Origin of the sequence: Kitasatospora sp. NPDC058492, from assembly GCF_042720685.1 — a bacterium.
Lineage (GTDB): Bacteria > Actinomycetota > Actinomycetes > Streptomycetales > Streptomycetaceae > Kitasatospora.
The window spans coordinates 218,698-232,164 of sequence record NZ_JBHXMU010000002.1 but is presented as its reverse complement, the minus strand read 5'-3'; the positions used below and the strand labels follow the sequence as shown (position 1 = coordinate 232,164).

Here is a 13,467-nt window from a genome sequence, read left to right as displayed (position 1 = left end):
CTCTCTGTCACTCGCTCTCGTCGGCGCCGGCGTCGGCGTCTGTGTCGGGGTGCCGGGGCTCGGGGGCCTGCTTGAGCTCGGCGAGCAGGGTGTAGGCGGTCGAACGGGAGACCCGCAGTGCGGTGGCGACGGCCGGGACGGCGCGGCGGACGGCGAACACCCCGGCCTGGTCGAGTTCGCGCAGGACGGCGAGCCGGTCCTCGCGGCCGAAGCGTTCGAGCGGGCGGCCGTGCGCGCGGACGTAGCCGCCGATCACGTCGTTCATCCGCTCCGTCCAGTCGCGTTCGAAGAGCGGTTCGGGGCGGGGCGCGGTGGGCGCGGCGAAACCCGCCAGCAGGGCGGCGGCGTGCTCCAGCGGGCCCCGGTCGAGGTTGACGCAGAGCACCGCCGAGGGCCGTCCGGCATCGTCGCGCAGCACGGCGCTGACGGAGGAGAGCCGGCGCCCGTCGGGCAGCAGCTTCTCGTAGGGCCCGAAGACGTCGGGGGCGGACGGGTCGAGGGTGTCCAGTTCGCCGAGCAGCGACGGGTCGCCGGGGGTGCGGGGGGTCATCGGGTTCCAGATGGCCAGCACCTGGTCGGCGGTGGCGTCGTGCAGCACCACCTCGGCGTACGGCCCGAGCAGCAGGGCCACGGCGCGGCAGACCGGTGTCCAGGTCCGGACGCGCGGGTCGGGGGTTTCGGTGGTCATGTTCGGACTGTACGTCCAGACCAGACGTTTGGTCCAGATCTTTCGTTCAGGCGTTTCCTTGAGGCGTTTCCTTCAGACGTTTCGTCCGGCCGTCCGGGCATCCGGCGCCTGCGGCGACGACGAAGGCCCCGCCGTGACGCCGGCGGGGCCCTCGGAGCTCGGGGAGGGTCAGTGGCAGGTGATCAGCAGTCCGAGGACGGCGGTGCAGCTGCGGGTGTCCCGGCTGGTGGCCGGGGTCGGGTCGGCGGGCACGCCCGCGGTGCGGGCCACCGTGACGTCGAAGCTGCGGATCAGGCTGAGCAGGCCGACCGAGATCGAGAAGTGCCGGGTGGTGCTCGCCCCCTTGGCGAGCGGCCCGGTGAGCTTGCAGGTGAGCTTGGTGCCCGCGATGGTGCAGTCGCTGGAGGTCGCCGCGAGGCCGGCCGGGAGGTCGGCGGAGACGGTGCCCGAGGTCAGCGTGTCGGGGCCCTGGCCGGTCAGCGTGACGGTGTAGTCGACCCGGCCGCTCAGCAGGTTGGACACCGGCGTGGCGGTCAGGGCGACGCCGAGGTGGGCGCTGGGGGCCGTGTAGCTGAAGCGGTCGGCGGCGACGGCGGCGCTGGTGCCGCCGGGCGCGGTGACCCGGACGTCCACCGGCCCGGTCACCGTGGTGGCGGGGGCGGTGGCGGTGCAGCTGGTCTTGGTGCAGTTGAAGGCGGTGGCGGCGCCCGCCGCGCCGAAGGTCACGGCGGTGGCGCCGTTCAGGTCGGTGCCGGTGACGGTCACCGTCGTGCCGCCGACCCCCGAGCCGCCGGACGGGCTGATCCCGGTGACGGCCGGGACGGGCAGCGGGAAGTCGAGCACGTCGACGGCGCCGCCGGTGAAGTCGGTGAGGTAGCCGCGCCGGCCGTCGCCGGTGATCGCCAGGCTGTACGGGCTCGCGCCGACCGGGACGGTCGCGGTGACCGTCCGGCTGGCGGTGTCCACCACGCTGACCGTGTTGTCGGCGTAGTTGGAGACGTACGCCGCGCTGCCGTCCGGGGCGAGCGAGACGGCGTACGGGCCGGCGCCGACGGCGACGGTGCCGACGAGCGTGTTGCCGGTGGTGTCGACCACGCTCGCGGTGGCGTCGTCGGCGTCGGCGGCCCACAGCCGGGTGCCGTCCGGGCTGAGCGCGAGGCCGAAGACGCTGTGGCCGACGGGAACGGTGGCGCTCACCGTGCTGCTCGCGGTGTCGATCACGTTCACCGCCTTCGCACCGGAGGCGGCGACGTAGAGCCGCTTGCCGTCCGCCGAGACGGCCAGCCCGTGCGGTTCGGCGCCGACCGGGACGGTGGCGGTGACCGTGTTGGTGGTGGTGTCCAGCACGCTCACCGTGTTGGCCCCGGCGTTGCCGACGTAGGCGCGCGAGCCGTCCGCGGAGAGCGCGAGGCCCCACGGCTGGGCGCCGACCGGGACGGTGGCCGTCACGGTGTTGCTCGTGGTGTCCACGACGCTGACGGTGCCGTCGAGGTGGTGGGTCAGGTACGCCCGGTGCCCGTCGGGCGACAGGGCGACCGCGTAGGAGCCGGTGCCGGCGGTGAAGGTGGCGGCCACCGTGTTGCTCGTGGTGTCCAGCACGCTCACGGTGCCGCTGCTCTGGCTGGTCACGTAGGCGTGGCCGCCGTCCGGCGTGAGCGCCACGCCCGCCGGGTAGGGCGCCACCGGCACGTGCGCCTTGACGGTCGGCGGCGGTGTGGCGGCCTCGGCGGTGGCGGGCTGCGACAGCAGTGCGGCCGTGGCCGCGGCTATCGCGGTCACGGCCGTCCAGGTGCGCCCGGGTGCGCGACGTGTTCTCACGAGTCTCTCCAGCATGGTCGGTCAAGGGATGCAACGCCGGTCGCTCCAGCCCCCTGCGGATCCGGAGCCGCACGAAGCGTAGAAGCCGGTATGACCATCCGTCAGGGACTGATCGGTAATGTCGCCAACTGTTCAGATTCGACCGAGATTCGGACAGCAGCAGCCCCGCCCCCCTCCCCGTCGCGACCGGGGGTCGGCCTGGGGCCGGGCGCGGGCCGGGCGTGGGCTGGTCGGGACCGGTCGGGGGCGGGGCGTGCAGGAAATTGGAGTTGTGGAGTCGTATTCGATAGCGTTTCGAACGTGAGGCTGACCAAGAGCACCGACATCGCCCTGCGGATCGCCATGCGGCTGGCCGTCCTGAGCGAGGACGCCAACCCGACCACCCGCGAGGTGGCCGAGGCGGTCGGCGTGCCGTACACCCACGCGGCGAAGGTGGTCAGCCGCCTGCAGCACCTCGGGGTGGTGGAGGCCCGGCGCGGACGCGGCGGCGGGCTGCTGCTCACCTTCGCCGGCCGGACCGGCTCGCTCGGCCTGCTCCTGCGCGAGCTGGAGGGGGTCGGCGACGTGGTCGGCTGCGAGGACGACCCGCCGTGCCCGCTGCGGGCCGCGTGCCGCCTGCGCGGTGCGCTGCGGACCGCCCAGGAGGCGTTCTTCGCCGCGCTCGACCCGCTCAGCATCGACGACCTGGTGGCCGCGCCCACCGGGCCCGTACTGCTCGGCCTCACCACCAGACCCACCGCCTGATCCCCCACTCCCCATCCCCCATCCCCGGGGCCGGGCTCACGCACGGCCTTTAATACGAATCTCACATACCAATTAGGAGCCGGACTGATGCTGTCCGCCAAGTCCGCCGAGGTCATCGAGGCCACCCTGCCCGTCGTGGGCGGCGCCATCGGGGACATCACCCCGCTCTTCTACGACCGGCTGTTCGCCGCCCACCCGGAGCTGCTGCGCGACCTGTTCAACCGCGGCAACCAGGCCAACGGCACCCAGCGGCAGGCGCTCGCCGGGTCGATAGCCGCCTTCGCCGGCGCACTGGTCGCGCACCCCGACCAGCGGCCGGACGCGATGCTCGCCCGGATCGCCCACAAGCACGTCTCCGTCGGAATCGACAGCAGCCAGTACCGGATCGTCCACGAGCACCTCTTCGCCGCCATCGTCGACGTGCTCGGCGAAGCCGTCACCCCCGAGGTCGCCGCCGCCTGGGACGAGGTGTACTGGCTGATGGCCAACGCCCTCGTCGCCGTCGAGGACCGGCTGCGCGCCGAGGCCGCCGCCGGCGGCGACCAGGCCGACCTCTGGCGCCCCTACACCGTCGTCGCCCGCTACCAGGAGACCGACACCGTCACCACCTTCCTGGTGCGCCCCGCCGACGGCGGCCCCGTCCCCGCCGCCCGACCCGGCCAGTACGTCTCGGTGCGCACCGAACTGCCCGACGGCGCCCGGCAGATCCGCCAGTACAGCCTCTCCGGCACCGCCGACGGCGCGCTGCGCTTCACCGTCAAGCGCGAGCCCGGCGGCGAGGTCTCCGCCCACCTGCACGACCACCTGCACACCGGCGGCCTCGTCCACCTCGCACCCCCGCTCGGCGACATCGCCCTCGCCGACGGCGACGGGCCGGTGCTGCTCGCCTCCGCCGGCATCGGCAACACCCCGATGACCGCCATGCTCGACCACCTCGCCGCCACCGGCTCCCCCCGGCAGGTCGTCTCGGTGCACGGCGACCGCGACCAGCTCACCCACGCCTTCCGCGCCGACCTCGCCCAGCTCACCGCCAAGCTGCCGAACGCCACCGCCCACGTCTTCTACGAGCGGCCGCTCGGCGACTGGCCCGCCGAGCGCACCGGCCTGGTCGACCTCTCCACCGTCGACGTCCCGGCCGGCACCACCGCCTACCTGTGCGGCCCGCTGCCCTTCCTGCGCGCCGTCCGCGAGCAGCTCCTCACGGCGGGCGTCCCGGCGGCGGACATCCACTACGAGGTGTTCGGCCCCGACCTCTGGCTCGCCTGAGACCCCCTGAGGTCCCCGACATCCCCCGGCCCGCTCGGTACGATCACGAGCGGGCCGGCCGGTGTCGCCGGACGAAAGGAGGGCCGATGCGGGTCGCACTGTTCGCCACCTGCGTCAACGACGCGCTGTTCCCCGCCACGGCGGTCGCCACCGTCCGGCTGCTCGAACGCCTCGGCGTGACCGTGGACTTCCCCGCCGGGCAGACCTGCTGCGGGCAGCCGCAGTACAACACCGGCTACCGGCGGGCGTGCGAGCCGCTGCTGCGGCGCACCGCACGGGCCTTCGCCGGGTACGAGCACGTGGTGACGCCCTCCGGATCGTGCGTGGCCATGGTCCGGGACAACTACCCGCGGATCGGAGCCCGGGCCGCCGCCGACGGCCGGGGCGGCGAACTCGACTCCATGGCCGCCTCGTTGACGCCCCGGGTGTACGAGCTGACGGAGTTCCTCACCGATGTGCTCGGCGTCGAGGACGTCGGCGCGCACTTCCCGCACACCGTCACCTACCACCCCTCCTGCCACGGCCTGCGGGTGCTCGGCCTCGGCGAACGGCCGCTGCGGCTGCTGCGCGCCGTCCGGGGACTGGAACTGGTCGAACTGCCCGGCGCCGAGGAGTGCTGCGGCTTCGGCGGCACCTTCGCCGTCAAGAACGCGGCCGTCTCGGCGGCCATGGCCGAGGACAAGATCGCCCACGCGCTCGGCACCGGCGCCCAAGTCCTGTGCGGCGCCGACAACTCCTGCCTGCTGCACCTCGGCGGCACGCTGCGCCGCCGGGGCGCGGCACTGCGCCCGCTGCACCTGGCGGAGATCCTCGCCAGCACCGAGGAACACCCGTGGAGGCCCGCATGACCGGCACCTTCCTCGGCATGCCCGCCTTCCCGCAGGCGACCTCTGCGCAGGCGACCTTCCCGCAGGCCGCGGCGGAGGCCGTGCAGGACGAGCGGCTGCGCGCCAACCTGCGGCACGCCACCCACACCATCCGGGACAAGCGGGCCCGCGCCGTCGCCGAACTCGACGACTGGGCCGAACTGCGCGCCGCCGGCAAGGCGATCAAGGACCACACGCTGCGCCATCTCGACCGCTACCTCGTCCAGTTGGAGGAGGCCGTCACCGCGGCCGGCGGCATCGTGCACTGGGCGGCCGACGCCGAGGAGGCCAACCGGATCGTCGCCGACCTGGTCCGTGCCACCGGCGAAACGGAGGTCGTCAAGGTCAAGTCGATGGCCACCCAGGAGATCGGACTCAACGAGGCGCTCGCCGCCGAGGGGATCACCGCCTACGAGACCGATCTCGCCGAGCTCATCGTGCAGTTGGGCGACGACCGGCCCTCGCACATCCTGGTGCCCGCGATCCACCGCAACCGCGCCGAGATCCGGGAGATCTTCGCCGAGCGGATGGCCGCCTGGGGCCGCCCCGCGCCCGAGGGCCTGACCGACTCCCCCGCCGAACTCGCCGAAGCGGCCCGGCTGCACCTGCGGGAGAAGTTCCTGCGCGCCCGGGTCGCGGTCTCCGGCGCCAACTTCATGGTCGCCGAGACCGGCACCCTGGTGGTCGTCGAGTCCGAGGGCAACGGCCGGATGTGCCTCACCCTGCCGCGCACACTGATCTCCGTCGTCGGGATCGAGAAGGTCGTGCCGACCTGGCAGGACCTGGAGGTCTTCCTGCAACTGCTCCCCCGCTCCTCCACCGCCGAGCGGATGAACCCGTACACCTCGCTGTGGACCGGCACCACGGAAGGCGACGGCCCGTCCGCCTTCCACCTCGTGCTGCTCGACAACGGGCGCACCGCCGCGCTCGCCGACCAGGTCGGCCGCCAGGCGCTGCGCTGCATCCGCTGCTCGGCCTGCCTCAACGTCTGCCCGGTGTACGAGCGGGCCGGCGGCCACGCCTACGGCTCGGTCTACCCCGGCCCGATCGGCGCCATCCTGACACCCCAACTGCGCGGCACCACCAACCCCTTGGACGCCTCGCTGCCGTACGCCTCCTCGCTCTGCGGGGCCTGCTACCAGGTCTGCCCGGTGGCGATCGACATCCCCGAGGTGCTGGTGCACCTGCGCGAGCGGGTCGCCGAGCAGGGCGGACACCCGCTGGAGCGGGCCGCGATCGCGGCCGCCGGGTACGTGCTCGACCACCCGGCGGCGCTCGCGGCCGCCGAGCGGCTCGCCGGGCGCACCCGCGCGCTGCACCCGCGCCGACTGCCCGGCCCGGGCCGGGCCTGGACCGACACCCGGGACCTCCCGGAGGTGCCCACCGAACCGTTCCGCGACTGGTGGCGAAGGAACCGCTCATGACCGCACGGGAGTTCATCCTCGCCCGGATCCGCGCCGCACTCGCCGACCCCGACCCTGACCCTGGCCCTGACCCTGGCCCGGACCGGGGCCCCGATCGGGACCGGGCAGCGGAGGAGCCGGTCGCCCGGGACTACCTGCGTACGCACAGTCCGGACGATCCGGCGGCCCTGCTCGACCTGCTGCACCACAACCTGGCCGACTACCGGGCCCGGGTGCACCGCTGCACCGAGGCCGAACTGCCCGCCGTCCTGGCCCGGTTGCTGGCCGAACGCGGCAGCCGCACGGTCGCCGTGCCGCCCGGCCTGCCGCCCGCCTGGCTCAGTGCCACCGCCGTCACGGCCGTCCCCGACGACGGCACGCTCACCGCCGCCCGGCTCGACGCCGTGGACAGCGTCGTCACCGGCTGCGCGCTCGCGATCGCCGAGACCGGGACGATCGTGCTGGACGCCGGGCCGGGCCAGGGGCGGCGGCTGCTCACCCTCGTCCCGGACCACCACGTGTGCGTCGTCCGGGCACCCGGGCAGGTCGTCGCCTCCGTGCCGCTCGCACTGCCCCGGCTCGACCCGGCCCGCCCGCAGACCTGGATCTCCGGGCCGTCCGCGACCAGCGACATCGAGCTCGACCGGGTCGAGGGCGTGCACGGCCCGCGCACCCTGGAGGTGCTGCTGGTCGAGGGCTGACCGGACCGCCGCGGCTCAGCTCATCGTCACGACGCTGTACCTGTCGTCCTGCGAGCTGTCCCAGGCGACCTGCACCCGGCAGTCGACCGGCCGCCCGGAAGCGGCCAGCCCCTGCCCCGCGATGGCCGCCGTCGGGTCGGCCAGCGTGCTGAACAGGCCGCCCGCCGGCGGGGCGCCGCCCGGTGCGAATCCCAGGTCCGCGGGCGCGACGGCCGTGGGGTAGAACACCGCCCGGCCCGTGATCGTGTACGTCCCCCGGGTGGTGTCCTTGCGCTTGCGGCCGGGGATGACCGAGCACAGCGAGAAGGTGTCCTCGGCGCCGTCCGAGACGTTGCCCGCCGCGTCCACCGTCCACAGCTCCCAGTAACGGGCGACCGTGGCGTGGGCGCTCGACCCCTTCGCGGTGATGTACGAGTCGATCCGGCTGCCCGACATCGCGTTCCAGTTTGTGCCGTCCCACTCCTCCACGGCGAAGACGCGGTTGATCTCCTGGATGATGACGCCCTGCTGGGGCGCGGCGACGCTCAACTGCCGCCTGCGCTCGAAGTAGCCGCACTCGCCTTCCAGGTCGTCGGCCGTCAGGTGGGTGAGCGCGATCTGCGTCGCCGGCCCGGCCCCGGGTGTGGGGGCCCGCTGGACCGGCACCCCCGCGCCGCCGGAGGCCTCCTGGCCGTGCCGCTGCTGCTCGACCAGCCGGGCCACCGCGGCGTTGCCGAGGGTGCGTTGCAGGGGCAGGGCCGTCGAAGAGGACAGCGGGCCGGCGGCCGCGGCCTCCCGGGCGCCCTCGGCCGGGAGGTCCGCGCTCCGGCGCTCGGGCGCCGCCCTGCGCCGCCGCGCCGCCTCGTCCTCGGATGTGGACGCCTGATCGCGCATGTGGCCCTCCCGTCGGCACGGCACCGCCCCGGATGCCCTGACCAAGCTCTACCGGACGGCGGGACGGCCGGGAAGGTCCGCGAGGGCAGCGCGAAGGGCAGTGTGGAGGGCAGCGCCGACGGCAGGGCCGGGCTCAGGCCGGCCGCAGCTCCAGCGTGCAGCACTTGGCTCCGCCGCCGCCCTTCAACAGCTCCGAGACGTCCACCGGGACCGGCTGGTAGCCGTGCTCGACGAGCCGCCCGGCCAGGTGCTTCGCCGCCTCGGGCAGCAGCACCCGGCGCCCGTCCGAGACCGCGTTGAGGCCGAACACCTCGGCGTCGGCCCGGTCGGCGAGGAGCGCGTCCGGGTACAGGGTGCGCAGCACGGCCCGGCTGTCGGCGTCGAAGGCCTCCGGGTAGTACATGACGTGGTCGTCGGCGAGCACGGCCAGCGCCGTGTCCAGGTGGTAGAAGCGCGGGTCGACCAGGGTCAGGCCGACCACCGGGACGCCGAAGAACTCGCCCGCCTCGGCGTGCGCGGCCCGGGAGGTACGAAAGCCCGTCCCGGCGAGCACCCGGCCGCCGGCCACCAGGTGGTCGCCCTCGCCCTCGTTGACGTGCCCGGCGCGCTGCACCTCGCGGTAGCCGTGCGAGCGGAACCAGGCCTGGTAGGCCTCGGACTCGGCGGCGCGCTCCGGGTAGCGGAAGGTCGCGACCAGCGCCCGGCTGTCCAGCACGGTCGCGCCGTTGGCGGCGTAGACCATGTCGGGCAGGCCGGGCACCGGGTCGATCAGCTCGACGGTGTGGCCGAGGCGGCGGTACAGCCAGTACAGCCGCTCCCACTGGCGGACGGCGAGCGCGGTGTCGGTGGGCTGCGCCGGGTCCATCCACGGGTTGATCGCGTAGTCGACGGTGAAGTACGTCGGCCGGCACATCAGGTAGCGCCGCGGCCTGGCGGTGCGCTCCGGGGTCTGCGTGGGCATTCCTCAACCGTCCTCGGGTGCAGGGGAGTTCGGGGATTCCGTTCCCCAGGCCGCTGCCCCGGCAGGGCTGTTCGCACACCCGCGCGGGCGCCCCCGGCGGGCGCAGGCCCCCGCGCACCCGGCGCGGGCTCCGGCGCACGCGCGGCCGAGCGCCATGGGGGCGGACCGCGTCGAGCACCGTCGGGGCGGACCGCGTCGAGCGTCACCGGCAGGCCGCGCCGAACGTCACGAGCGGGCCGTCACCAGCAGACCGTCACCAGCGGACCGCGCCGAAGTCCACCGGCGCGGGCCGCAGACCCCGACAGCGGTCAGCGAGCGCCCGCAGCCGGGCCGCCGCCTCCTCGGCGGGCATCCGGTGCCGCTGGCCGTGGCCGGGCAGCAGCCACTCGAAGCGCAGCGCGTCCAGGCTGCGGTCCAGCGAGGCGGAGAGCTCCTCGATCGAGTACCAGGTGACGGTGTCGTACACCTCCAGGTCACCGGTGGTGCGGGACCAGTACAGGGTGTCGCCGGTGAAGCAGTACCGCTCGTCGACCAGGTACAGCACGCTGCCGCGGGTGTGGCCCGGGAAGGGGTGGGCGGTGACGCCGGGGGCGACCTCCACCGGTTCGACGCCGTGCAGCACCCGGTCGGCGTCGGGCGCGGCGTCCAGGTCGCCCTCGTGGATCCAGAGCCGGGCGCCGAGCCGGTCGGCGTACGCCCGACCGTGCGCCGCGTGGTCGCGGTGCGTCAGCAGGATGTCGGTGACCGGGCCGAGGGCCTCGTACCGGGCCGCGAGCGGCTCGGCGTAGCGGGGCGTGTCGACCATCAGCCAGCCCGTGGGTCGGCGGCAGAGGTAGGAGTTGGCCCCGGCGTTGTGGCGGGAGTTGTGGCCGAGCAGCAGCAGGCCGTCGTCGAGGGCCAGCGGGAAGGGGTCGGTGGCCGGGTCGAGCGGGCCGGTGCCCGGCCGGATGGAGCGGGTGGGGCAGGCGTGGGCGGCGGCGAGCAGCTGGCCGTGCTCGGCCTCGTCGCGCGGCTGGCGGACCAGCTCGGAGCGGCCGGCGCGCTCACGGATCAGTCCTGGCGCGAGCTGCCGGGCCACGTCGCAGTTGGTGCAGCGGTCGTCGACGGACCACTGCCCGGGCAGGCCGGAGGTCGGATTCAGAGCCATGGATGTCTTCCCCCTGGAAGGACGGCGGCCGGGCCGGCCGCGCCCTTCGAGCATCGGCCGGGCGGGCCCAAAAGCGGAAGGGGGGCGGGATCTTGTGGTTTCCGGGGGCCGCCGCTCTGCACTCCGGCTGTATTCCGGGTGGGGCACGTGGCCCATCTCACGTACCGCCGGGGTCACCTACGGTGGCGTAGGTCACTTGAATGGGTGAACTATCTCCTTCATGCCGAACCTCCAGGAGACCCTTGACCTCAGTTCGTATGCCGCCCTCGGCGACAGCTTCACCGAGGGCCTGAACGACCCCGGTGCCGACGGCGCCTTCGCCGGCTGGGCCGACCGCCTGGCCGGGCTGCTCGCCGACGGAAGGCCGCCGGGCGGGTTCCGCTACGCCAACCTGGCGGTGCGCGGCCGACTGCTGGACCAGATCATGGCCGAGCAGGTGCCGCAGGTCCGCCGGCTCCAGCCCGACCTGGCCACCTTCTGCGCCGGCGGCAACGACATCCTGCGGCCCGGCAGCGACCCGGACGAGGTCGCCGAGCGCTTCGAGGCGGCCATCGTCCAACTCACCGCCTCCGCCGGGACGGTGCTGATCTGCACCGGCTTCGACACCCGGGACGTGCCGCTGTTCAAGCACCTGCGCGGCAAGATCGCCACGTACAACGGGCACATGCGGGCGGTCGCCGACCGCAACGGCTGCAAGGTGGCCGACCTGTGGTCGCTGCGCGCCGTCCAGGACCGCCGGGCCTGGAGCGAGGACCGGCTGCACCTCTCCCCCGAAGGCCACCAGCGGGTCGCCCTGCTGGCCGCCCGTTCCCTGGGGCTGCGCACCGAGCAGGACCCGGAGGCGCCCTGGCCGACCACCCCGGAGCTGTCCGCCGCCGACCAGCGGCGCGAGAACCTCCAGTGGGCCCGCGAGTACCTGCTGCCCTGGGTCGGCCGACGGCTGCGCGGGGAGTCCTCGGGGGACCACGTCGAGGCCAAGCGGCCTGATCTGCTTCCGCTCTGACGTCGCGTCAGGCGGCACCGGGCGCTGCGGTCCTCCTCGCAGCCCTTGCGGCCCTTGCGGTCCACGCGGCCTTCGCGGTCCGCAGCACCCGGTGCACCAGCGCGGCGAACGCGGCGCCGACCAGGTACCAGAACAGGTCCGGCGGGTTGAACGTCGAGCCCAGCACCAGCCGGACCAGCCCGCTGCGCCGCCCCAACTCGTCGGGCACACCAGTGATCTGGAACAGCTCCACCGCCCAGCTCAGTCCCGCCGCCACCACCACCGCCCGCCCCGGTCGAACACGGGGCGCGACCAGCACCACCAGCGCGTACACCAGCACCGCGTAGAGCGCGTCCCCGGCGTACTTGGCGACGTCCCCGCCCAGCCCGGCCCGCACGCCCAGCCCGGCCGCCACCGTCGCCCCGGCCGCCAGCAGCGGCACCGCCCGTACCCGCAGGCGCCCCCAGAGATCATCCACCCGCCCCACCCTACGACCCGCCCGCCGGCCACCGGCGTCCGGTGCCGGGGCTGGTCCGGACGGGCGACTTCGCGCATCCGTGACGCCCGGGCGTCGTTGGCCGCTGCGTGACCGCACACCGAAGCCTGCTCCGCATGGCCGCCGCCGCCCTGTTCCTGACGGCCGCCGCCGCTCCCTCCGCCGCCCCGGCCGGCGCCGCCGTCCCCGCGGCCCACCCCGCGCCGCGGATCGTCCGCGGCATCCTCGAACCCCCGCTGCCCGTCGACCAGTTCCCGCCTCAGGTCGAGGAGGCGTGCCAGATCTGGCACGACCTGCACTGGCCGACCGCGAACGCCCCTCGGGACTACCCGGTGGCCGACTCCCCCTTCGTGATCCGCGGCAGCAACGTCTACGGCAACCGCAGCGGCGACCTCCCCCAGGACGGCCACTACCGCGAGTACGACGTCAACCCGCGCTCGCCCGGCCAGCACCGCGACGCCGAACGCCTGGTGCGCGACCCCGCCACCCAGCACGTCTGGTACAGCGACGACCACTACGCCAACTTCCGCGAGATCGGCTCGGGATGCTCCTGATCCGACCCCACGGACACCACCCGCAGGCCGGGCCCGGGCACGTCACTCGCGTGACCACTCGGTCTCGGCCTCGGGCTCGCCGACGGCGTCGGACCCGCCCCAGACCCGGACCCTGACCGCCCGGGGCCCCGGGGCCGGTCGGGACAGCGTGCGCACGAACACCTCGCGGACGTGGTTGGCGGCCTGCTGGGGCGGCCCGTCGTACTCCAGGGGGTTCGGCATGGGCTCGCCGCCCTGCCGGGCCCAGTGGCCGTCGTCGTCCTGGGTCTCCAGGACCCATCGGTAGTGCCGCATCCTGACCTCCTCCGGCCCGGGGCCGCTCCTCGGTGCTGTCCGGTCTGTGCAGTCCGGTCAGTGCAGTTCGGTCGTGGGCTCGGAACCGATGCCGGTGTCCAGGAGGATCTGCCGCGCCGAGTCGGTGCCGCCGGCCCGGACCGCGCGGGCCATCGAGGCCAGGGCCGCTTCCCGGCCCGCCTGCGGCGGAACCACGAGCAGACTGAAGTGATCGCGGTCGCCCCGCGTGACGATCACCGTGTCGTCGCCGACCGGATACCGGTCGATGCGCACCGACCGGCCGTCGACGACGATCCGGGCCGGCACCTCGTCCCAGGCGTCCGCGTCCAGGCCCACGCTCACCACGGGGCCGAGGTGTTCGGTCAACGCGCCGACCAGGCCGGGCAGTTCGGCGCCGATGTTCCGTGACCGCGGCCACCAGGCGCCATCGAGTGCGCCCTCGCGGGACCGCGTGGTCTCCAGGCGCAGCAGGACCGTCCCCGGTTTCACCGCCTGCCGGAAGCGGTCCGGCAGAAGCCCTGAGTGCGGGGCACCGGCATCGTCCGACATGGCTCGCCGCCTCTCCGCGGGCGCGGATCGGGCCCGCTGAACGGGGCCGACTCTTCGGTTCCGGCAACTGGGCCGCCCCGCCCTCCCACGGTACTCCGACCGCACCGGGGCCGAACGGGCGCCGG

15 protein-coding genes are annotated in these 13,467 nt (G+C 74.4%); 7 read left to right on the top strand and 8 right to left on the bottom strand.

Going from position 1 to position 13,467, the window contains the following annotated elements; all coding sequences use genetic code 11:
• Window positions 1-7: 7 nt before the first annotated feature.
• Complete coding sequence (locus ACFWPI_RS02535; protein WP_380377060.1) at window positions 8-688, bottom strand: transcriptional regulator; 681 nt, start codon at window positions 686-688, stop codon at window positions 8-10.
• Between the two features lie 168 nt (window positions 689-856).
• Window positions 857-2,506: a beta-propeller fold lactonase family protein gene (locus ACFWPI_RS02530; protein WP_159398572.1), complete on the bottom strand. Its 1,650-nt coding sequence runs from the start codon at window positions 2,504-2,506 to the stop codon at window positions 857-859.
• A gap of 300 nt (window positions 2,507-2,806) precedes the next feature.
• Between ACFWPI_RS02530 and ACFWPI_RS02525 the strand changes: the two genes are divergently transcribed.
• The 5 genes from ACFWPI_RS02525 (at window position 2,807) to ACFWPI_RS02505 (ending at window position 7,486) form a co-directional block, all read left to right on the top strand.
• Window positions 2,807-3,250: an Rrf2 family transcriptional regulator gene (locus ACFWPI_RS02525; RefSeq protein WP_363373506.1), complete on the top strand. Its 444-nt coding sequence runs from the start codon at window positions 2,807-2,809 to the stop codon at window positions 3,248-3,250.
• 87 nt (window positions 3,251-3,337) lie between these two features.
• Complete coding sequence (locus ACFWPI_RS02520) at window positions 3,338-4,516, top strand: globin domain-containing protein (RefSeq protein ID WP_363373508.1); 1,179 nt, start codon at window positions 3,338-3,340, stop codon at window positions 4,514-4,516.
• A gap of 86 nt (window positions 4,517-4,602) precedes the next feature.
• On the top strand, window positions 4,603-5,364 hold the full coding sequence (locus tag ACFWPI_RS02515; protein ID WP_380377064.1) for a (Fe-S)-binding protein: 762 nt from the start codon (window positions 4,603-4,605) through the stop codon (window positions 5,362-5,364).
• Window positions 5,361-6,806 (top strand): lactate utilization protein B, encoded by a 1,446-nt coding sequence (locus ACFWPI_RS02510; protein ID WP_380377067.1) that lies wholly within the window; start codon window positions 5,361-5,363, stop codon window positions 6,804-6,806. The genes ACFWPI_RS02515 and ACFWPI_RS02510 overlap by 4 nt, the downstream gene beginning before the upstream one ends.
• Window positions 6,803-7,486 (top strand): lactate utilization protein C, encoded by a 684-nt coding sequence (locus ACFWPI_RS02505; RefSeq protein WP_380377068.1) that lies wholly within the window; start codon window positions 6,803-6,805, stop codon window positions 7,484-7,486. The genes ACFWPI_RS02510 and ACFWPI_RS02505 overlap by 4 nt, the downstream gene beginning before the upstream one ends.
• Before the next feature lie 15 nt (window positions 7,487-7,501).
• On the opposite strand, the gene ACFWPI_RS02500 is transcribed toward ACFWPI_RS02505, so the two are convergent.
• The 3 genes from ACFWPI_RS02500 to ACFWPI_RS02490 all read right to left on the bottom strand — a co-directional run bounded on the left by ACFWPI_RS02500 (window position 7,502) and on the right by ACFWPI_RS02490 (window position 10,467).
• A complete protein-coding gene (locus ACFWPI_RS02500; RefSeq protein WP_380377070.1) occupies window positions 7,502-8,359 on the bottom strand; it encodes a hypothetical protein in 858 nt (285 codons plus the stop codon).
• 133 nt (window positions 8,360-8,492) lie between these two features.
• A complete protein-coding gene (gene ddaH / locus ACFWPI_RS02495) occupies window positions 8,493-9,320 on the bottom strand; it encodes a dimethylargininase (protein ID WP_380377072.1) in 828 nt (275 codons plus the stop codon).
• 253 nt (window positions 9,321-9,573) lie between these two features.
• The gene (locus ACFWPI_RS02490) at window positions 9,574-10,467 is read right to left on the bottom strand and encodes an MBL fold metallo-hydrolase (protein WP_380377073.1); all 894 of its coding nucleotides are present in this window, start codon (window positions 10,465-10,467) and stop codon (window positions 9,574-9,576) included.
• Between the two features lie 220 nt (window positions 10,468-10,687).
• Here ACFWPI_RS02490 and ACFWPI_RS02485 point away from each other — a divergent pair, with 220 nt between their 5' ends.
• The gene (locus tag ACFWPI_RS02485) at window positions 10,688-11,470 is read left to right on the top strand and encodes an SGNH/GDSL hydrolase family protein (protein ID WP_363373517.1); all 783 of its coding nucleotides are present in this window, start codon (window positions 10,688-10,690) and stop codon (window positions 11,468-11,470) included.
• A gap of 7 nt (window positions 11,471-11,477) precedes the next feature.
• Here the strand turns inward: ACFWPI_RS02485 and ACFWPI_RS02480 are convergent, their stop codons facing one another.
• Window positions 11,478-11,936, bottom strand: coding sequence for a DUF2809 domain-containing protein (locus tag ACFWPI_RS02480; RefSeq protein WP_380424532.1), 459 nt, complete (start codon window positions 11,934-11,936; stop codon window positions 11,478-11,480).
• 125 nt (window positions 11,937-12,061) lie between these two features.
• On the opposite strand from ACFWPI_RS02480, the gene ACFWPI_RS02475 reads away from it, so the two are divergent.
• A complete protein-coding gene (locus ACFWPI_RS02475; protein ID WP_380377075.1) occupies window positions 12,062-12,499 on the top strand; it encodes a ribonuclease domain-containing protein in 438 nt (145 codons plus the stop codon).
• 42 nt (window positions 12,500-12,541) lie between these two features.
• On the opposite strand, the gene ACFWPI_RS02470 is transcribed toward ACFWPI_RS02475, so the two are convergent.
• On the bottom strand, window positions 12,542-12,793 hold the full coding sequence (locus ACFWPI_RS02470) for a hypothetical protein (RefSeq protein ID WP_371522086.1): 252 nt from the start codon (window positions 12,791-12,793) through the stop codon (window positions 12,542-12,544).
• A gap of 57 nt (window positions 12,794-12,850) precedes the next feature.
• On the bottom strand, window positions 12,851-13,342 hold the full coding sequence (locus tag ACFWPI_RS02465) for a DUF5994 family protein (RefSeq protein ID WP_380377079.1): 492 nt from the start codon (window positions 13,340-13,342) through the stop codon (window positions 12,851-12,853).
• Window positions 13,343-13,467 lie beyond the last annotated feature (125 nt).